Raw genomic sequence first — 19,431 nt, 5'->3', positions numbered from 1 at the left:
GTTAGTCTACTACACCCTGTAGCATTCACGCAAGTTAGCGCTTCCGGCCGCTTTTCTTTGGCTTTCGCTGGGTTGCCTGAGCCAAACCACCCATAACCCGGGTATGCGCGTGACGCGTCTCATGGTTCAGGAAGAAGCTCAGGGTTGTGCGGATAGCCACCAGAATGCCCAGCTGTGCCAAGTCAGACAAGGTGCGTGATTCAAGGGTGCGCAGGATATCGGCTGCCACCAAAAATTCCAAGCCAAAGATTATCCGCTGGCCAAAGGCGATGCGGAGATTTTCCAACAGCGGAAGTTGCGGAAGCTGCAACGGTGCTGGACGTTGGGTCACTAGCCTGACGAGAGCTTCACCAGCGCCAAAAACTATGATTGCAGCACCAACTAGATTCAGGAGGAAATTCAGAATGTCGATAATGAGGATTTCCATTGCTTACTTTGGTTCTACTACACGCATCCACGGACCATGTGGAATATGATGGGTAATCAGACCATGCTTGGCACCCAGCTGCGTGACGACCGAAGCGCCATTGATGGAACCCAGACGTAATGCATACGCAATATCCCCTGGCCGCTTTGCCAAACCCGCAACGAAGCCTGAGCCAAAGGCATCACCGGCTCCAGTGGTATCCACGGCTTTCACCGGCTTGATGCGCACCTGCCACATGCCACGCTCTGTAACCGCCCAGGAGCCCTTCTCCGCATTCGTCACCACCACAATCCCCTTCCGCCATGCAGAAATCGCTTTGACGAGTGCGTGGCCTTTCTTCTGGAAGAACAGCTGTGCTTCTTCTTGGTTCACCAGCAGCACGTCTGCATCACGCAGCACGCGCATTGCTGCACTCCGTTGCTGCAACTCACGCTTGCCCGGATTCACTGCAATGTGCGCGTGGGTTTTCTTGGCATGGGCAATAGCTCGTCGAATAAAATTGAGTTCCCCGCCCACGGAGCTCACGTAGTACCAACGTGCGGCCAGGTCTGCCCAGGGCACCATGCGCTCGTGGAAGTCTGCACTGGCTCCCCGGAAAACGAACACCGTCCGCTCACCATTTGGCGCCAGGAAGAACGTGGACATAGCAGTAGGATCATCATGGTCCCGTATCACAAACCGAGACGACACTTTGTGCTCTCGTAGAATGCGGATCACATGATCCCCAGCAGCATCATTACCCACTTTCACCACGCAAGCCGTGCGCAGACCCAGGCGAGAGAACGTGACAGCAGTATTCGTACCGCCACCACCAACTTCCACCAGCATCCGATCCAGTTCAATTTTCGCCCCAAATGGAACAGCCAACGTACTACCCGTCGGTGATGTGGCATCACGTTTGACGCGCAGGGCTTTGCCAAACAAGTACACGTCTTGCGTGGCTGAACCAATGGTGATGATGTCGAAATGCGGCATAGGCTTGACGTTTCCAAGTATACATGGTACAGTCAGCTATTCAAAATACAACGAAAAAAATCCTAAGGAGGAAAGATGGTTTGGGTATTGAATGTTCCATTGCCAGGTGAACATGTGCTAGTTGTACATGATTCATTATCGGAGTATAGAGTGGTAGGGTGCTCTGATAAGAATCCCGGCATGAGGATTGAAATTGCTATGTTACCAATGGATAAAATGGAGCACCCATCTGAAGAGTGGGACGTTCTCATCTGCGATAGCTGTAATCAGCATTGGGCCTTGAAAAAGGTTTCGGACGATGACTTCGTTCCAGCAACGTGCAATATCGTCCTCCCCACCGCTGGACGGCCAGTGTTCGTCAAGTTTCCGGATATTCCTCGTATGTCAACAAAGGAACTCTCCGGGACAGTACATTGGGCAGCGCTTGAGGATGGAAACAGATACCTATTTGCGATTCATCTTCACAGGTACCTCGACTACCTGACGACGTTACCAATAATGTTGCAGGATCTGGTGCACGTTTGCTGGGATAAGAAAACTTGCAAATGGTTCGTAGAGGAGTATGGGGGTAAGGGAAAAAACAGACATCATTACGTCGAAGTCACCTTTGGCTAAGTAGTAGATTCGATCATTCGTAAGGCATCCACTCACCTGGGTGCCTTTTTATAATTCTACGAATACGGTTACGAATTACGAAAAAATGCTACGAATATAGGAATGGGAGGGGGAAAATTGAGGAAGTAGCTTTGATTTGAAAAAAGCCAGGTTCATATTGTACAAACATTTAGCCGGTAAGGGTTACCCCTCCTTACCTCCCCTTGGAAAGGGGAGGACAGATACAAACAGACTTTGGTCTGTAATGAACCTCAAACTCCTCCCCTCCTTTCCAAGGAGGGGGTGGGGGGAGGTAACCCTGATGGGGTGACGTGGATCAAATGACCAGGAATGCAAAAAGAGCGCAGATAGTCATCTTGGTTCCTTGTTACAACGGGATTGCCACGTCACTCGCGGATTCGTTCCTCGCAATGACAGATTGTTACAGGCTTCCAGGATCTCTACCGCTTTATACCTCTACACCTTTACACCTACCTCCCCTTCCCCTTACTCCCAAACAGGGTGATTTTCTGCTCCACAATTTTCTGTACGGCTTCCCGGGCTGGAGCCACAACCTCCCGTGGATCCCAGACTTTTTTGTCATGCGCCAAAGTTTTCCGCAGCGCATCACTAAAGGCATGGCGTAGGTCAGTGTCAATGTTGATTTTCACCACCCCCAGGCGAATGGCGTGACGAATGTCTGCTGGCGGCGTACCAGAAGCTCCGTGCAGCACCAAGGGCATTTTGGGCAAGGCTTTATGAATGGCGTGCAGACGCGGAAAGTCCAAGCGCTCGCCGGGTTGAATGCCGTGCGCATTGCCAATAGCCACGGCCAATATGTCCACCCCAGTTTGCTTCACAAAGTCTACGGCCTGCTGGGGGTCGGTCATTTGCACGTGTCCAGAAATGTAATCTTCCTTGCCGCCCAATGCGCCCAGTTCCCCTTCCACGGGAATACCGTACTTCTTACCCAGCGCAACTGCTTTCCGCGTAATGGCCACATTCTGCTTATACCCAAAACGTGAGCCGTCCAGCATCAAACTGGTAAACCCAGCTTTGGCGCAGCGCACGGCCACACCGTAGGTTCGGCCATGGTCAAGGTTGAGGGTCACCGGCACTTTTGCCAACTTTGCCAGCGCACGAACCATATCCGTCAGCGGCTGCAAACCAGCATAGTCCAGCGCTTTCTCGCTGGCGTTCACCAGCACCGGAGCTTTGAGCTTCTCGGCAGCCCAAATGACCCCTTGGGCTTGCTCCAAGTTAGAAATGTTGAACGCACCCACAGCCCAGTGTCGGCGGAATGCACGTTGGATATAGTTACGGTAGGTTGCGAGCATAGATTACTGAATAGCGCTGAGCTTCTGCAATTCTGCCACGGGGTCTGCGCTCTTCCAGAGGGTGGAACCCACGCACACTCGCGTTACCCCGGCTGCCGCAATCATTGGTATATTTTCCTCATTCACCCCGATATCCAAGGCAATGGGCATACTGGGGAACGAGGCGTGAAATTCTTTGATGGCATCCAACACGTCGGGTTGGAACGGATTCCCCTGGGCACCAGGCTTCCCACCCAAAAAAAACACTTCATCCACCAGGTCAAGGAATGGTTCCAATTTCTCCAATGGCGTCCCAGGATTCAAGGCAATGGCCACGTCGCAGTCCAATTCCCGACACTGCGCAATGAAACGTTCCAAGTCACCATCCGCTTCCACATGGAAAATGAATTTCGTCGCACCCAGGTTCACCCAGTCTGCAGCAAACCGGTCTGGTCGTTGGACCATCAAATGCACTTCCAAAGCTGTGAGCGGTCGAAACTCCCCCAATGCGCGCGGCAAAACCGTCACTGTTGGCACGAACGTACCATCACCAACATCAATCTGAATCAAGTCCACCGCGTGTTCCACCATTGCAACTTTCTGCTTCAACTCTTCTGCTTCTGTTTCCAAAATCGCTGGTGTAATTTGCATACAGTTTAATTTGTATTCTCAATCCGGGCGAGTTCACTAAGGCGACGACGGTAGCGTGGAATCCGCCGGAACGACGTGCGCAGCCAAACCCGACAAATTGCTTCTGCTGTTGCGCGAGGCACTAACTTTGCGGGCAAGACAAGCACATTTGCATCTTCTTCTTCCCGCGCCATTTTCGCCACCCGTTCTGTCCACACATTCACCGCGCGGATGCCAGCGAACTTATTCGCCACAATGCTCATACCCACCCCGCTGCCGCAGATGAGAATGCCCATGCTGCCGGTGGTACGGCGCACGCGCTTGGCCAGCTCAGTGGCAAAATTTGGGTAATCATCTCCTGGCGTTAACGCATGCGCGCCAACATCCTCCACCTGGTATTCCAGACGGGTGAGAAATTTTTTCAGGTGGGTTTTGAGGGCGAAACCTGCGTGATCAGCGCCGATGAAAAGCATGCGTGCAGTATAGCATTACAATTATAAGAGTAAATCCAGCGCCTTGGTGAACTTGTCTTTTGGGATAACCCCTTGCACCCGCCGACCGTTGAAGAACAGGGTGGGCGTGCCGCGAACTCCGGCAGACGCACCATCCAGGTAGTCTTCGTCCACTTCAGTTTTCCGTTCATGCGAAGCAACGCAGGCAGAAAATTGCTTTTCATCCAGACCCACTTGCGTGGCCGCACGGAGCAGTGCGGCATCGGACAAATCGTCCTGATTTTGGTAGAGCCGGTCGTGGTATGCCCAAAATTTTTCATTACTCTGCGCAAATGCACACCCTGCAGCTTCAGCCGTTGCTTGCGCACGGTCGTGAATATCCGTAAGCGGCATGTCCCGGAAAATGAACTTCACACGGTTTTGGTACTGCACGGCAACTTCCCGGTAAGTGGAGTAAAACTCTTTGCAAAATGGACATTGGAAATCCGCAAAGAGCACCACAATGACTGACGCATTCTCCGGACCCAGGAACGGATCGTCTGCGGTTTCCAGTTTTGGAATTGCTGAACGATTGGTAGTCTGAATGTTGCTCACGGTCGATTGCCCATCCGTTCCGCTTGTGGCAGCCGCAAAAGGATCTGCATTCTGCTGGCGCGCCCGGTAGGCATCCACGGCAATGACTGTACCTAAGAAGACAATGATAAAAAGTGCCAACCCAAGCATGAGCGGCTTGAACCAGTGCACGTGCGGGGGCATGAGCACGGAACTATCGGGTCCTCCTTGCGCGCTGGCACCCCGCAGTTCTTGGTGAATCTGGGCGTGCTGTGGGTGGCGTTGGTTGTCGGTGTTGGTCTCCACAGCCCTCAGTGTACCACTATGCCCTACCCTTTCCAACGCTTCAGGAGCAGCGCGGCTACGGACGAATCAACTCCACCTGAGAGACCGACAATGATTTTTGACATGGGTTACTTTTCCACCTCGGATTGATCCACAGCTTCCTTCTTTTTCTTGCGGAGGCGGAAGGCAAACTCGGACTTCGGATTCCACTCCTTGTTAGACTTCGCATAGTTCTCGTACAACCACAGACCGTTTTCGTCGCGCTCCAGGTTGAAAACGTGCGGGTTGCCGTTCCAACTTGTAATTTGCTTCATGCCAATAACAATCGACTCATTCATCGGTTGATTTGTATTTTTCAGCCGGTACTGCGGGCCGACTTCTGCAGGGCAGAGTTCCAAGCCCAACTCCTCTGCACGCTCGTAAATTTCCTTCGTGGTTGCGCCTTTCGGGAAGCCCAGCATCTCCACAGTAAGACGAACCAAGTTAGCGGTTTCGGTTTCTGTACCCGTGGTAAAGTCCCGACTGTCTAACATGTAATCGGCGAAGGATGTTTTTCCAATACCTTGCTCCTCCAGCTGGCGTTGGAGGTCTGCTTTCGTTGTGCCGCCAATGTTCACGGGATCTTGGCGAATCCGACCTTCAGGGAAAGCAGTGTAAATATGCTCAATTCCTTCAGGGAGCATCTGGAAGATACCGGGGACGAGCTTCCCTACGTATGCTTTGGTGTCCTCGGTAATATGCTCTGCATCTCGGGCGATTTGATCAGGTATGCACTCGAACACCACAGGCAGGTCTGCTTCGATGTTACGACTTCGGCGAAGTATTTCTATTGTTGGAAGGAATGATCGAGGGACGCGCTTATCACCGATATCGTAAATAAACTTCAGCGCCTGCGTGTCTGGATGTGCAATGTCATACCCGTAAAGATGTATATCCTCCTCAGGGTTCCTTGTAGCGAGCAACTCATTGATGCGGGGGTCACGTTTAAAACCAAATTGCTCAATTGGCGAATCAACTTCGTAGAGAAAGCGGAGCTGGGTGCTGGTAAGCTGTTTGTTTGCTTTCACTGCCTGCTCAATTTCTGTGAGAGCTTTCATGTCCGCAGACTTTTTCTTGTACCCCTCTGCCCCTGGGAGTCCAGCCATTTTTTCTTCGGCAATTGTGATCATGTTGCCTTCCAAATTTTGCTGGTTGTCTGCTACACCGCGGACTTCGCCGATCTGGTCACCATCCATACGAATGGCAATCCGAGGAATGGTGGGCTTGCCTTGGCTGTCTAGGGTGTAGTGCACGTGGAAGTCGCCTGTTTCAAGCTGCTTTGCTGCCGTCGCGTAACCTTTCGTGCACCAGGCCGTGCCTTTATTCTGCAGGGAGGCCCAGAGGGCGGTAGGGTCAGTGCCCTTTTGGTAGGTGACCCACTTGCCTTGGGTTTCTTCCTTCATCTCTGGGGTAATCTCTCCGGCCTGACGGATACCCTCGGCGTACTGCTTGGCAAAGGAGAGCTTGGCAAAGGCTGCGACCTTCTCCTTGGTGAGGAGTTCACCGGCGGGGAGGTTGTTATTCGCGGCAGCACGCTGGGCGTCCTGGAGGCGTGCCAGCATAGCTGGGTCTTTCGCGGCCTCGATCATCTGCTGTACGTGCGCCAAGGCTCCGTGGTCCACATCGGGGAACAGACGGGTGGTGCCAGGGGAACGCTTCGTGAACTCACCTTTGTCCTTGTCAAAGTCACCCATCTCCAGGACATTCCGGAAGGCGTAGTAGCGGAACCAGGTGGGGTAGGGCTCGTTAGCATCAGACAGGTACAGCAGCCAGTTGTCCAGGGACTTCTCCAGGTCTTCCACGGCGATCTCACCACGCTGTTCCAGTGCTTCTTCGTTGTACCGTACATCCATGCCTAGGTTCCGGGCAGCCCGCTCTTCCACCCGGGCCGCACCTTCGGCCAGCTTGTCCTTGTTGGCGCGGACGTACTTCTCCATGACCATGTCTCGCAGCAGAGACAGAGCACGGGGGCGGGATTTCCCCGCCACCATCTTCTTGCCTTGGGTCTTCTCCGAGTCCATGGCCAGTCGTTCCAGACGGCCAAGGTAGTTCTGGATCTTTGCTGCAGGGTCTTGCGGGACTTTCTCACCGGTTCGCCCTTCCGTGCGCACGGCAGCACGTTCCACCTCCTCACTGGTGTGGAAATTACTGTACTTCTCCTTGAGGAAACCGGGGTTTTCGGTGTGCATAACAGCCTCATTTTAACAGAAATACTAACCCCATACTAATAGTATCCTTTTACTCAAAAGGGTTACTAGTATTGTTTATATTTTCATTTCCTCTCACCCTTTCCAACGCTTCAGGAGCAGCGAATTACTCACCACGGACACAGACGACAATGCCATTGCCAAACCCGCAAACTCAGGCCGCAGGGTAAGGCCAGCCCAGGCAAACGCGCCGGCGGCAATGGGAATGCCGGCGACGTTGTACCCCAGGGCCCAGAAAAAATTTTGGACTATTTTTCGGAAGGTTGCCCGGGCAAGTTTGATGGCACGGACGACGTCCATCAAGTCATCACGCACCAGCACAATTTGCCCGGTCTCCATTGCCACATCTGTCCCAGAGCCAATGGCAATGCCCAGGTTTGCGCGCGCCAACGCCGGCGCGTCATTGATCCCATCACCCACAAACGCCACCCGCTTTCCCTGAGCTTGGTACTTCGCCACGGCTTGCTCCTTCTGCTGGGGCAGGACTTCGGCTTGCACATCACCGATCCCCAACGATGCCGCAATTGCCTCGGCTGTCCGTTGGTTATCACCGGTGATCATCACGGTCCGAATACCCAAGTCATGGAGTGCTGCCAGGGCAGGCTTTGCCGAGGGTTTTACTGTATCAGCAACGGCGATACTCCCTGCGAGGTGCTTATCGACAGCCAAGAGCATGACGGTCTTGCCGGCCTGCTCAAGGTGTTGGATGCGCGTTTCGGCTTCAGACGATACCACGATATGTGCTGAGGAGAGCATTGTCCGATTACCAAGCAGTACGTGCTGTCCATCAACAATTGCCTTCACGCCTTGGCCAGGTACTGTTTGAAAATCTTCCGGTGTCAACGCAGACTCCCCAGCGGCACGGACTATGGCGGTAGCCAAGGGATGGCTCGATAGCTTTTCAACCGCAGCAGCGTAACGTAAGACTTGTGCACTGGTGAACAGCGAGGAAAAAGTGAGGGTGTCGGTGACTTCCGGCTTGCCATGCGTCAGCGTCCCGGTTTTATCAAACACCACCACGTCAATTTTCCGGGCGGCTTCCAATGCTTCACCACCTTTGATGAGGATCCCCCGCTGCGCGCCCAAGCCAGTGCCAGTAATAATCGCCGTGGGTGTGGCTAGTCCCAGAGCGCATGGGCAGGCAATGACCAAGACAGCGACAAACGCCAGCAGGCTTTCCACAAAGGGTTCACCAGCCAGAAAAAACCAACTGACAAAGGTAATGAAAGCAAGCGCGATCACCGCCGGAACAAAGTACGCCGACACGCGATCGGCAAATCGCTGGATTGGTGCCTTGCTTGCTTGTGCTTCTTCCACGAGTTTCATAATACCCGCGAGCATCGTTGCAGCGCCGACTTTGGTTGCCCGGAAGGTGAAGCTACCGTTGACGTTGATGGTCGCACCAATGACGGCATCCCCTTCACCCTTTTCCACCGGCAAACTTTCTCCGGTAACCATAGACTCATCCACGCTGGACGTACCGGATTCGACAATACCATCCACGGGAATTTTTTGGCCTGGCTTCACCCGCAGCACATCACCAACCTGCACCGCTTCAACTGGCACCGCAACCTCTTGCCCGTTCTTGATGACGATCGCAGTCTTGGCTTGCAAGCCGGCTAGACTCCGAATGGCTTCACTCGCCTTCCCCTTTGCCCGGCCTTCCAACATTTTCCCCAGGAGAACAAACGTTATGAGAATAGCGGCAATTTCGAAGTACAGCTCCCCTTCCACCACACCAACCGTCACGAAGAGTGAGTACAGAAAAGCTGCGGATGTTCCAATAGCAATGAGCGAATCCATGTTCGCCGTTCGCGCACGCAGGGCGCCCCAGAACCCAACGAAAAATTGCCAACCCGCGTAGAACTGCACTGGCAACGTCAGCCCAAGCACAATCCACGCACGGCCAGGAATGTCCTCAATAACCGGCAAGACCGACATGCCCATGCTCAAGACAAAGACCGGGATGGAAAAGCTGAGGGCAAGCCAGAAAAAGCGCTGCAACCGACGCATATCTTGATTCCGCTGCTCCGCTACACGGTCACGTTGGTGACTGGCGGCCACCCCCGCTGCAACTACCCGTTCAGCGCCGTAACCAATCTTCTGCACTGCGGATTCTAAAGTTGGTACGTCAACGGCAGCTGGATCGTACTCCACGTGTGCTTGCTCGGTAGCCACATTCACGGTTGCTGTTTGCACGCCAGGTGTTTTCCGCAATGCCAACTCAATCAACTGACTACAACTTGCACAGTGCATGCCACGAAGTGAGAGTACAATTTGCTCAGCCATATATTAAAATTCTTCCGGGTCCCCACAAACACGAAGCGGAACGAAGTGAGCACGGGTTTGTGGGGTCAAGCGAGGATTCGAGCGGAACCCGGAGTGACCGAGCAGCAGCTCGGGCACGAAGGGTGCAGCTCGAAACGAGCTAGCACAGTGCATACCACGAAGTGAGAGGGTGCAAGATTGCATTGGTTTAAGAAATGACGAGCTTTCCCTGGTACATACCCATGTCGCAAGTAAAGAGGACTTCCCCTTTTGGTAAGGCGGGTAAATTGACGATCGTTTTTTGAAAAGCGGGGAGATCTTGCCGGATGTGCAAATCTTCAAACGTGACGAAGCGTGAACACTCCGTGTCCTCCTGACGATCAAAAATGAGCTCGATAGGTGTGCCAGTTCGAATGGATACGACGTTCGGTTTGTATGCAGCACGTACGACAATTGTTTGCTGCTGAACCCCAGACGAAGTTTGCACTGCTGCTTCCTGCTGACGTTGAAAACGCAACCAAAGGAAGAAGAGACCAGCGATGACAATAATGAGAATGATGCCTAGGATTTGCATACTTAGGCGTGGCCAAGCGCTTTGACTGCAGAAGTAATTTGTTCTGGACGAACTTTCGTCTGGTCGAACTCTACCCTGGCTTCGCGTTCATCAACCTGTGCACTGATAACGCCAGGCATTTCTTCCAAAGTAAGCCGCACCAATGTTGTGCAGGACGCGCAGTGCATGTTCAGTAATGGAACAAGCTGTACATACATACCTAACCGTTACGCTTCAAGAGCAGAAAAAGCACAATGCCAATGAAACTCAAGGCCGACATTCCGATGGTCATACCGAGGATGAGCGCAACTCGTGCACTTGTGCCCCGGAGAAACCCAGGGAAAGGCGTGCGTGCAGGTTGGTCAAAATCAGGGTCAAAGGGAATATGTGAAGGCATAGATTATTTTTTAAATACCAACCCAAATAAATCATGTCGTTTATCTATTGCGGTTTTTGTATTCAGCGTCAGTGTAAAGCCATTGTGCTTCATGAGCGCGGTGATTTCATCGGGTGAAACTGGTGAGAGAATACTGGTAATCCCGCTTCTTTTTCCCTCAAAATATTTCGATTTTGTGTTTATAAACGGGTACTCCTCAATAAAAATAATGCTCCCACTATCCTGTAAAAACTTTTTCCACCCTTGTACTGCCTTTTCTCTGTCTTTTATATAGTAAAAAAGATTAGATGAAATAATTGTTCCAAATCTTTTGCCACCAAAAGAATCAAGGGTCATCGCATCATCTTTTGAAAATGCAATATGCTTTCCTTTCACTCGCGCTTTTGCAAGAGCAATCATTGCTTCGGAAATGTCGTTCGCGTACACTTTTGAATAATCTCGCATTATTTGCGTCAGTAAAAAACCAGGACCACAAGCAACATCGATGACCGGCTCATAAATGTGTGCCTTCACGGCCTCATAAATTCTCTCTTGCGCTTTGTAATGCCCGGTTTTCATCATGTGCAAATCGTAATCTTCCGCGTAGACCTCATAGAGCCTCCGAACTTCATGAAGGTATGTAGGTTTAAAATTGAGAAAATTTATTAGTGAATCTTTTTTTGGAACAGATATATGCAACGCTTTTTCTACAGCAAATGGTGCCGACACCGTTTTCGGATGTTGAGAAGAAATGCTGTGCACTAGTGTTTGAAAAAGAAATTTCCCTTCCTTGCTTGGTGCAACTTTGCTATGCAAATGTGCAAATGGGACAACAATAATTTGCTCCCGACCAGCTTTTTTCACAAGCGCCAATGCGGCTTTCCGAATCAAATCAATATCATCAAAGGGTTCAAAGTGACAAAGGGCGACAAAACCTTCATACGTGGTTGCTTTGTTGTACGAGTACTCTCCATGAAAGGTAAGCATTTTCATACCTATGCTTAGGTAGAAACCACGGAGAAGCTGCCACGGTACATGCCCATACCACAGCTGAAGGCGTACGTGCCGGGCGTGTCTGGGGTAAAGTCAAAAATGCTTACCCCATTCACCACCGATTCAGAAATCTTTAACTTTGGTACTAGGAAAGATGACCGACATCCACCCGCTTTCCCAGCAGAATCCACTTCCCAGTGCACAGGCACGCCAGCCTTCACGGTGAAGGTGCTTGGACTATACCCAAAGTCGGTAAAGGTCGTCTTCACATTTTGGCGTGTACCATCAAAGATCACGTTCGGATCGGCGACATTGCCTTGCACCACAGTTTCAGGACTTGACCCACGGGAAAAAGAAATTGGGTAGCCGGCAATGGCCAAGCCATTACTGAAATTGTACAGCCCCAGAACGATAACGGCTGCGCCAGCCAGCCGGAAGAAGAACTGACCCGCTTTGCCCTTGAGTGAATGTGACACCCAGCCGAGAGCGAGCAATGCCGGCGCAGTTCCCAAAGCAAAGGCGAACATCGTCAATGCTCCAGTAAGCACGTTTCCGGTAGTCAGGACGTACAGCTGGAGGGACTGCGTGAACCCACACGGCAAAAAGAAGGTGAGTGCCCCCAGGAGAAATGGGGAAAACCAGTGAACATTCTTGTTGCTGTCCATGACCCGGTGACCCAAAGCCTTGGGCATCCGGGGGAGAATCGCTTTCAGCCAACTCGGCGCCAAGCGCAGCATATCCAAACCCATAATGAACATGTACAGTGCCGCGATAATCGTAATCACGGCGGTGAAGAGTGGTGACGGCGAGAGCACTTTACCAATACCAGCAATCACTCCACCCAAGACGGCATACCCAATGATTCGACCCGCAACAAAACTTACAGTGGGGATAAGCCTGGCGCGACCCTGGAGGTTGTACCGCTCCCGAAAATTTGCCACCACCGATAGCATGAGCCCACCCGACACAGCAAGGCAGGAACTTGTGGCAGCGACGAGGCCAAGGAAGAAAATAGCGAGCAGCCCGGTTGAGTTGCCAACATCAGCATTGAAGCGGAGTAGTCCGGTTTTTGACAGAATGAATCCAATGACGAATACCAAGGCAAAGATGCCAAGCAACTGGCCAAAACGCGGACGTTCTGTTTCTGGAAGTCCTTCGCTTTGAATCTGCTTCGCCGCGACTTTGTAGCCATGCTTCTCAATGACGCTGTTCAGCGTAGTTCGAGAAGGCAAAATAGCTGCATCACAGGTCAAACGGGCGTACCCCCGATCTGCGTTTACCTGCACTTTCTGCACGCCCGGCAGCTGCTTAAATTCCCGCTCCACCAGAAGCTCACAGCTACGGCAGTGCATGCCGGCAATACGTACTTCCAGTTTTTGCGAGGGATGCTCACCAATATCTGGCGATGCAAATAGTGTAGCCACAACTCCGATGGATTGGAGGCGCTGCTCCACCTGCGTAAAAACCACGTCTGCTGCAGCGACAACGCGGAGCAAGCCTTTGCTGGCATTCACATCAACCCGCATGATCCCTGGCATCTGTTGTAGGTGCTCAACAATGCGTTTTGCGTGGTCAGCATCGTGCAGGTTGCCAACAGAGAGTTTAAAAATTGTAGGCATGCGCAGAAAGTGTAGTGAAATTAGTGAAGCACACCCATGCAAGATTGTGGGGTGGATTGCGGACCACACGTCTGCACACGCTCTTGGGACTGGAGCGCCCGCTCATGCTCCTGCTTGCAGACTGCCAAATGCGCAGAGGTCTGCTGCATATGCTGTCCGCCAAACCATGCGGCCAGTGTACTAGGAGTAGCCACGACAAGCGCAATAGCAATAGCCAGTGCCCCAAAGACGTAACGTATGGAAAGTGCCGAAGATGGCCGGTACGTTGCATCGAGTAACCGTTCAATTCTGGCATCCAGTGGGCTGAAACCCGCAACCGTAACTGTTGCTATGCCGGGCAATTGACCCAAACGTAGAATCGCTTCACCCAGAGCTTGCTGGTTGTGGACCTGGAGATCAGCTTCCACCTCAGATGCAATGACGTAACTGGTGAGCAGCTGCCGCCGGAGTGGACGCACTGGCAACCAACGGGTTGCCAGGTGAATGAGCAAACGTCGAAGTGGCTCCCGAGTTCGTAGATGGTGGCCTTCATGCTCCAACACAGCGCGCAATTCTGACCGGGTCAAACGCTGCAACGCGCCCACAGACACCATAACTTCTGGATACCGAATGCCGCGCGTGTACGCGTATGGCCGCTCGTCGTCCACAATGCCCAGCCGACTCACATCCAAACCTGCATCAGCAGCAACGGACAGCACATCAACAGATGGTGGAACTTCCGCAGGGGATGCTTTTCGCTGCTGACGGGTTGCTTGCCATCCTTGTACTACCAATCGAATACCAAGAAGTCCAATGAGGCTGAGGCCGACAATGGTGAAGATCAGTTGCTGCTGGGTGATTGTCGCCCACGCAGCAGTACAAGCGTACGCAATGCCGTGCGACACATCCTGTAGCGTCGTCCAAGCATGAGGTACAAACTGCACAAGCAACCAAAGCAGTGTGCCGAGTAGTAACCCAGCACTCATGACTTGCAATGTGAGTATACGCGTACTCTTCATTTGCGTCGTTTTTCTTGCTGCAGCTTTGTCCGCAAGCGTTGCAAACGTTCGGGTGATACTTCGTCTAGGGTATCTAAGAATTGTGCTAGGGCAACATCACCAAAACCATCAACGAGCTGGTCGAGCATCTTCTGCACCGTCTCCTTCGCATACTGGTCACGCGCTGCTACTGCCTGGTAGAGGTAGGCACCATCCACCAGCCGTCGACGCAGCACGCCCTTCTCTTGCAGGCGTTGCATGACGGTCATGACGGTGGTGTACGCATACCCATTCCCAATTGCTTCCAGCACGTCCCGCACCGAAGCTTCCTGGGTTTTCCACAGGGCTTCCATTATGACGGTTTCGAGTGAACCTAGCCCTGGAACTGTGCGTTTTCCCTGCATAGGTGTGCAATAGTGAAGAGGCCTACTACATTATGTAGCAGCTCAACCGGCTTGTCAAATTCCCTACTTCCCCAGGGTATACACGCGCACGTGCTTCATTGCTGCAGCGGCTAACTGCAGGCGAGCAGCGGTACTGGCGTAGCAGGTGTAGAGCACCTCACCAGCCACAACCTTGTCCCCCAACCGATGGCGCAGGTGCAGCCCAGCGACCTTGTCATCTGGCGCACCCAAGCTGCGCGCTAGTTCATCGATTGCTCGATTATTCATGGCACGAATTTTCCCGCTACGGGTGGCGTGCACGCGCAAACGCTTCGCTCCCAACGTCACGTCTTCAGAATCCAAATCCGCCTTCCCACCCTGGCTCTTAATAATGCCCTGCATGCTCTTCCAGGCTTTGAGGCTCACCAGCTGATCCCGAGCAACGCTAGCGCCCGTGCCCTTCCGCGCCATGCCAACCAATTCAATGAGCATACCCGCCAGGGTAATGGCTTTCTCTTCCAAGTCTTTGGGTCGGTACTCTTTCTGCTGCAGCACGCGGAGTACGTCACGCGCTTCCAGGGCTGGGCCAATCCCCTGGCCAACCGGCTGCCGTGCTTCAATCATTGCCACGCGGACCTTTATGCCAAAACGCTTGCCCAGGTACCGGAACTTTGTCCCCAAACGTTGCGCAGTACGCAGGTCAGGAATCTTGGTGGTTGGGCCATACGGCATATCAATCACCAAGTGCGTCACGCCCATTGCAACCTTCTTCGCCATAATGGAAACAATCATCTTGGAGTACGGTTCCAAGGAAAGTGCGCGGGAGGCTTTGATGATAATGTCGTCTGCCGGTGCGAGCTGCAACCCCCCACCCCAAACAAGGCAGCCGTGATGCTGCTTCACCACTCGGTGAATTTTTTCCAAGCTCAGCGAAACCGGGGCCAGTACTTCCATGGTATCTGCTGTGCCGGATGGGCTAGTGATAGCGCGCGACGATGTCTTGGGAATGCAAATACCCAAGCTAGCAATGATGGGAATGGCAACCATGGTCGTCCGATTTCCAGCCAGACCTCCCACCGAGTGCTTGTCAGCCACAATCTTGGGTCCAAAGCGCAGCTGATCCCCGGTTTCGGCAATTGCCTTCGTCAACGCGTACAGCTCTGCATGCGTGTACTCCCGGAAGAAACTGGAGGCAACGAAGTACGTGAGTTCCGTTGTCCCAATTCGATGGTTGACGATATCCTGCACAATGGCAAACATGTCCTGCTCCCGCAGGTGCTTACCCAACAGCTTGGCTTTAATGGCTTCAATAGATGCCGGGCGTCCTTGCGGGGCAATGCGAATGGGTTGGCCATTTTTCACCTTGCCCGCTTTCCACACTTCGCGGAATAACCCAATTTCCCCCACGCGCACGCGCCGGTGCGTCAGGTCAGCCTGCGCCGTAAGCTTCTGCCCATCCACCTGCAGGACAATACGATCACCCGCGTGAATGCCAAAATTCTTCCCGTCCTCGTTCCGCAGTACAACCACAAAAGGTTGGCCGCCGGTGCTCAAATCAAAACGCTTGGCTCGAAGGATGAACATGTGCAAAGTATACCATGTAAAGGCAATGCGACGAGATAAAAAAGGCTACGTCCACCAAGGAACGTAGCACTTTTCGTTCGTTTCGCTTAACTCCCGCAAGTACACCCCTCTACTGTGCACGGTGTTCCTGCTTCATGCTCGTGGCCGCAGTCGATGCATGCCATAGGCGTTGGGTTAGTGACGAAGTACTTACTCAACGATGATACTCCCCTTCACTGTAGGATGTTCATGATCATGATACCCCCAGGTGCCCACTTGCGTAAAAGTATAGCTGTACGTTTCACCATCAGCAAGGATGGCGGAAACAAGCCCAGGCAAGTCTGTAGACGTTGGGTGAGGATTTGACGCAACCTTTGCGGGCGATCCTGAACGGTTGGTCCACGTGATAGCCGTGCCCTTCGCGATTGTGAGTGATGCAGGAGAAAAACCTGTAGCGGTGATGGTCACTTTCTTTGTACTCTGCAGGGCAGAATTCACGTTTGTTGCATGCACATTGCTATTCTGCGCGCTGCTGTTAGCGTTCCCTAGCGCAGCATTCACATTTACCTGGCTATTCACGTTCACTACAGGTTCATTGACCAAATCCAAAACAACAATGGTGTTCGTTGCCGAATTCGTGTTCGCTGCAGTACAGCCAACCAAGAGTACGCTCCCAACCACGAGTACGGCGGCAAAACGCGCGGTCGTACGCATATGCGGTGAAGGATAGAGTGAAACTACGGAACTATTTGCTTCCCAGCTTCATCAACAATGATAATTGCTTGGGTCGGACAAGCCTTTGCCGCATCAATGATGGTTTGGTCATCATTCCCCGTAGCATTTTTAATAATCGCCTTGCCTTCGCCATCTAATTCAAATACTTCTGGCGCCACGGCCACGCAGCTTGCAGCAGAAATGCACTTTTCCCGGTCAACCACAATGCTCTTGAATGGCATACATGTAACGAATAGGGTGAGATAGTACGGTAAGGATAGCGAATGTACCCGATGCGTGCAATACAGGGTACAAAAGAGATAGAGGGTTTGGGTCTAGATAGATGTATGGATAGAGGTATTCATTTTAAGCAAGCGGACCCCGCATACAACCCATCAACCAAAACCATTCATCTATACCTCCACCAAAAACAAAAACCTCTACCCCTTCTTCCCTTCCACTGCTTTCTGCACCGCGACCACACCCAATGTCGCACACTTCAGCCGCGCTGGGTTGATGGTCGTTTCCAAAGCCTGCTCAACATCACGCACACCAAGCTTACCCAATTCAGTCTTGGTTTTTCCAACCAACGTATCCGACACTACTGACATACTAGCTTGGCTCACGGCGCAGCCTTCGCCCGTCCATTTTACTTCCAATACTTTACCGTCTGCATCAAACTTCAGAAAAACTTCAATCACATCTCCGCACAGCGGATTAGGTTCGCGGTGCTGGGCATCAGCCGGGTCTATTTTGCCCGTGTTCCGCGGGTGGTGGTAGTGATCTAACAACAAAGAGTCATACATAATACATTGAGTTATAGATTACCTTTCAGCGCCGATGCACACGAATGCTAGTCAACGATGGGAACTTGCTCGGCCTCCGAAGCTGCTGCAGCGAAGGAGGCCATGAAGGGACTCTCCTACCTTACCACCCCCAGAGCGCCCTTTCTAGGGTACGCAGATGAGTAGCCCGGATCCCCCGCCCGCCGGCGAGGCAGGTTTGACCCGGGCGTCTACTTAACGCGCCACACCCGTGGGTAGGCCAAAGCCCTCGCTTTGGCCCGAACCAAATGCACAAGTATAAAAAACCGCACCAACGTTTGTTGATGCGGAAAATATACTATTCTACTTATCCTTTAGAGGGATAATGCCAGGAGGCGAACAAATCTTGCTCCCTGAGGAAAATCCACTCCGAGACTTGTTGACTGAATGACCATCAACCCTTCGTTCTTCTGCACAATACACTGATAGTCATTACCAGCGTGACTTCCGACTCCTTGACACTGGCAAATCACTAACCCCTTTCGCAGTTGATGTCGAAAACTCTTAAAAAATTGTACGCTCATTGCCAGATCAAGTTCAGGCAGCCCTAAGTCCTCGCACTCCTCGCGCTGCCTTTGCAGCGTCGTCTGCCGCTTGGGTTCATGCAGGATTGCGGTAACCCTAACCTTCCCCCACTCTTTCCGAAATGCAGAAGGACAAGTATACCCAAGATAGTGAGGGCTTTGTAAACCATTGGATAACAGCTCATCCATACTTGGTTCAGTGCCGTCAACGGTAAACTGATAAACCTTCTCCGCTAGCAATCGCTGTAACCGAACAGCGGTGATTCGCCCAGACGCAATCTGCGCGTAGAACTCTTTGAGCTGATCAGGTGACGGGGCGTCCGGTCGCCAACCAGCAGACATGCGATTACTCATCGCACACCTCCATTGTTCATGTTTTACCCGAAACCGTCGGGATCGCGGTAGTACCGTTACATGACGGAACAGTAGTACATCGTCTACCGGTACTTTGGATTGCGATACCGAATCCAGATACCAATAGTAAGACCCAAGACAACTAAGAAGCTTGGGCTAGTGATTTTCAGCACCCAGTTATCGGTTCCATATGCGTAGAGCGTCCAAAACACGGTGCTGATGAAAAGTACCCAGAGCAGCTTCACCTCTACGACACCTGCATCCTTGCATCGCCAAATCTTGTACGGTTGAGCAAAGAAGGTGAGGATGCTACCGATAGAGCAAACGAAGAAGGAAATATCCTTCTGCGGCAGTAACGTAACACCAACAAGTATGACGATGAGACCCGCGAGGTACAAAATTTCTCCTACACTAAAACCTCGGAATAGCTGCACACCCCAGAGAATGATGGCCATGCACAAAGCCAGCAAAAATGAGTTGATGGTTACACCAATATCCGCGATGGCAAACCCGTACACCAGCCCAATAATGAGAAAGATGAACTGGTAGCCCAACATGTACACAGACAATGACTGTACGGACTGATTTCGCCAAATCGTTTTCGCCTGCAGGAGCAACCCCCATACCTCAATGACGGTGCACGAGAGTAGCCCAATGAAACCAACAGTCGCTGCATTCCAGCCAAAGAAAAAACCACTTTCCACGCCATACCTTCCTTACAAATTTTCAACGAGCATTCACATGAATCTACACAATCAAAAGCGTCCCGTCAAGGACGAATAGTGCGAGCATGAACAAACGTCAAT

General features: G+C 52.2%; 23 protein-coding genes. 1 reads left to right on the top strand and 22 read right to left on the bottom strand.

Going from position 1 to position 19,431, the window contains the following annotated elements; genetic code table 11:
- Positions 1 to 34: 34 nt before the first annotated feature.
- Entirely contained in the window at positions 35 to 427 is a 393-nt protein-coding gene (locus tag WCV85_01025) for a DUF1622 domain-containing protein (GenBank protein ID MFA6473438.1), read from the bottom strand.
- Positions 428 to 430: 3 nt separating this feature from the next.
- Positions 431 to 1,402: a carbohydrate kinase family protein gene (locus WCV85_01020; GenBank protein MFA6473437.1), complete on the bottom strand. Its 972-nt coding sequence runs from the start codon at positions 1,400 to 1,402 to the stop codon at positions 431 to 433.
- 75 nt (positions 1,403 to 1,477) lie between these two features.
- Between WCV85_01020 and WCV85_01015 the strand changes: the two genes are divergently transcribed.
- Positions 1,478 to 2,017 (top strand): hypothetical protein, encoded by a 540-nt coding sequence (locus WCV85_01015; protein ID MFA6473436.1) that lies wholly within the window; start codon positions 1,478 to 1,480, stop codon positions 2,015 to 2,017.
- Between the two features lie 470 nt (positions 2,018 to 2,487).
- Here WCV85_01015 and WCV85_01010 read toward each other — a convergent pair whose 3' ends face one another.
- The 20 genes from WCV85_01010 to WCV85_00915 form a co-directional block, all read right to left on the bottom strand.
- Complete coding sequence (locus WCV85_01010) at positions 2,488 to 3,333, bottom strand: class II fructose-bisphosphate aldolase (protein ID MFA6473435.1); 846 nt, start codon at positions 3,331 to 3,333, stop codon at positions 2,488 to 2,490.
- A 3-nt stretch (positions 3,334 to 3,336) separates the two neighbouring features.
- Entirely contained in the window at positions 3,337 to 3,963 is a 627-nt protein-coding gene (locus WCV85_01005) for a hypothetical protein (GenBank protein MFA6473434.1), read from the bottom strand.
- Between the two features lie 5 nt (positions 3,964 to 3,968).
- Complete coding sequence (locus WCV85_01000; protein MFA6473433.1) at positions 3,969 to 4,415, bottom strand: RpiB/LacA/LacB family sugar-phosphate isomerase; 447 nt, start codon at positions 4,413 to 4,415, stop codon at positions 3,969 to 3,971.
- A gap of 21 nt (positions 4,416 to 4,436) precedes the next feature.
- Entirely contained in the window at positions 4,437 to 5,252 is an 816-nt protein-coding gene (locus tag WCV85_00995; protein MFA6473432.1) for a DsbA family protein, read from the bottom strand.
- A gap of 23 nt (positions 5,253 to 5,275) precedes the next feature.
- Positions 5,276 to 5,356 (bottom strand): hypothetical protein, encoded by an 81-nt coding sequence (locus WCV85_00990; protein ID MFA6473431.1) that lies wholly within the window; start codon positions 5,354 to 5,356, stop codon positions 5,276 to 5,278.
- A 3-nt stretch (positions 5,357 to 5,359) separates the two neighbouring features.
- The gene (locus tag WCV85_00985) at positions 5,360 to 7,459 is read right to left on the bottom strand and encodes a hypothetical protein (protein ID MFA6473430.1); all 2,100 of its coding nucleotides are present in this window, start codon (positions 7,457 to 7,459) and stop codon (positions 5,360 to 5,362) included.
- A gap of 93 nt (positions 7,460 to 7,552) precedes the next feature.
- The gene (locus WCV85_00980) at positions 7,553 to 9,766 is read right to left on the bottom strand and encodes a heavy metal translocating P-type ATPase (GenBank protein MFA6473429.1); all 2,214 of its coding nucleotides are present in this window, start codon (positions 9,764 to 9,766) and stop codon (positions 7,553 to 7,555) included.
- A gap of 187 nt (positions 9,767 to 9,953) precedes the next feature.
- Positions 9,954 to 10,319, bottom strand: a complete 366-nt coding sequence (locus WCV85_00975) for a cupredoxin domain-containing protein (GenBank protein ID MFA6473428.1) — start codon at positions 10,317 to 10,319, stop codon at positions 9,954 to 9,956.
- 2 nt (positions 10,320 to 10,321) lie between these two features.
- A complete protein-coding gene (locus tag WCV85_00970) occupies positions 10,322 to 10,516 on the bottom strand; it encodes a cation transporter (protein ID MFA6473427.1) in 195 nt (64 codons plus the stop codon).
- A 2-nt stretch (positions 10,517 to 10,518) separates the two neighbouring features.
- Positions 10,519 to 10,695, bottom strand: a complete 177-nt coding sequence (locus tag WCV85_00965; GenBank protein ID MFA6473426.1) for a hypothetical protein — start codon at positions 10,693 to 10,695, stop codon at positions 10,519 to 10,521.
- A 3-nt stretch (positions 10,696 to 10,698) separates the two neighbouring features.
- Positions 10,699 to 11,667, bottom strand: coding sequence for a class I SAM-dependent methyltransferase (locus WCV85_00960; protein MFA6473425.1), 969 nt, complete (start codon positions 11,665 to 11,667; stop codon positions 10,699 to 10,701).
- 8 nt (positions 11,668 to 11,675) lie between these two features.
- Positions 11,676 to 13,286 (bottom strand): sulfite exporter TauE/SafE family protein, encoded by a 1,611-nt coding sequence (locus WCV85_00955; protein ID MFA6473424.1) that lies wholly within the window; start codon positions 13,284 to 13,286, stop codon positions 11,676 to 11,678.
- A 20-nt stretch (positions 13,287 to 13,306) separates the two neighbouring features.
- On the bottom strand, positions 13,307 to 14,284 hold the full coding sequence (locus WCV85_00950; protein MFA6473423.1) for a M56 family metallopeptidase: 978 nt from the start codon (positions 14,282 to 14,284) through the stop codon (positions 13,307 to 13,309).
- Entirely contained in the window at positions 14,281 to 14,667 is a 387-nt protein-coding gene (locus WCV85_00945; protein ID MFA6473422.1) for a BlaI/MecI/CopY family transcriptional regulator, read from the bottom strand. The genes WCV85_00950 and WCV85_00945 overlap by 4 nt, the downstream gene beginning before the upstream one ends.
- A 63-nt stretch (positions 14,668 to 14,730) precedes the next feature.
- A complete protein-coding gene (locus tag WCV85_00940) occupies positions 14,731 to 16,230 on the bottom strand; it encodes a thymidine phosphorylase (protein ID MFA6473421.1) in 1,500 nt (499 codons plus the stop codon).
- Positions 16,231 to 16,419: 189 nt separating this feature from the next.
- Positions 16,420 to 16,923 carry a cupredoxin domain-containing protein gene (locus WCV85_00935; protein ID MFA6473420.1) on the bottom strand — a complete coding sequence of 168 codons (504 nt, stop codon included), beginning with the start codon at positions 16,921 to 16,923 and terminating at the stop codon, positions 16,420 to 16,422.
- Between the two features lie 23 nt (positions 16,924 to 16,946).
- Complete coding sequence (locus tag WCV85_00930) at positions 16,947 to 17,165, bottom strand: ferredoxin (protein MFA6473419.1); 219 nt, start codon at positions 17,163 to 17,165, stop codon at positions 16,947 to 16,949.
- A gap of 198 nt (positions 17,166 to 17,363) precedes the next feature.
- Entirely contained in the window at positions 17,364 to 17,729 is a 366-nt protein-coding gene (locus WCV85_00925; protein ID MFA6473418.1) for an iron-sulfur cluster assembly scaffold protein, read from the bottom strand.
- A gap of 332 nt (positions 17,730 to 18,061) precedes the next feature.
- Complete coding sequence (locus WCV85_00920; protein MFA6473417.1) at positions 18,062 to 18,625, bottom strand: hypothetical protein; 564 nt, start codon at positions 18,623 to 18,625, stop codon at positions 18,062 to 18,064.
- Between the two features lie 83 nt (positions 18,626 to 18,708).
- Positions 18,709 to 19,329, bottom strand: coding sequence for a hypothetical protein (locus WCV85_00915; GenBank protein ID MFA6473416.1), 621 nt, complete (start codon positions 19,327 to 19,329; stop codon positions 18,709 to 18,711).
- Positions 19,330 to 19,431 lie beyond the last annotated feature (102 nt).

This window comes from Patescibacteria group bacterium (assembly GCA_041665345.1).
Taxonomy (GTDB): Bacteria; Patescibacteriota; Patescibacteriia; order PEXW01; family PEXW01; genus JBAYJA01.
The sequence above is the reverse complement of the archived record's forward strand: the minus strand, read 5'-3'. Positions and strand labels throughout refer to the sequence as shown.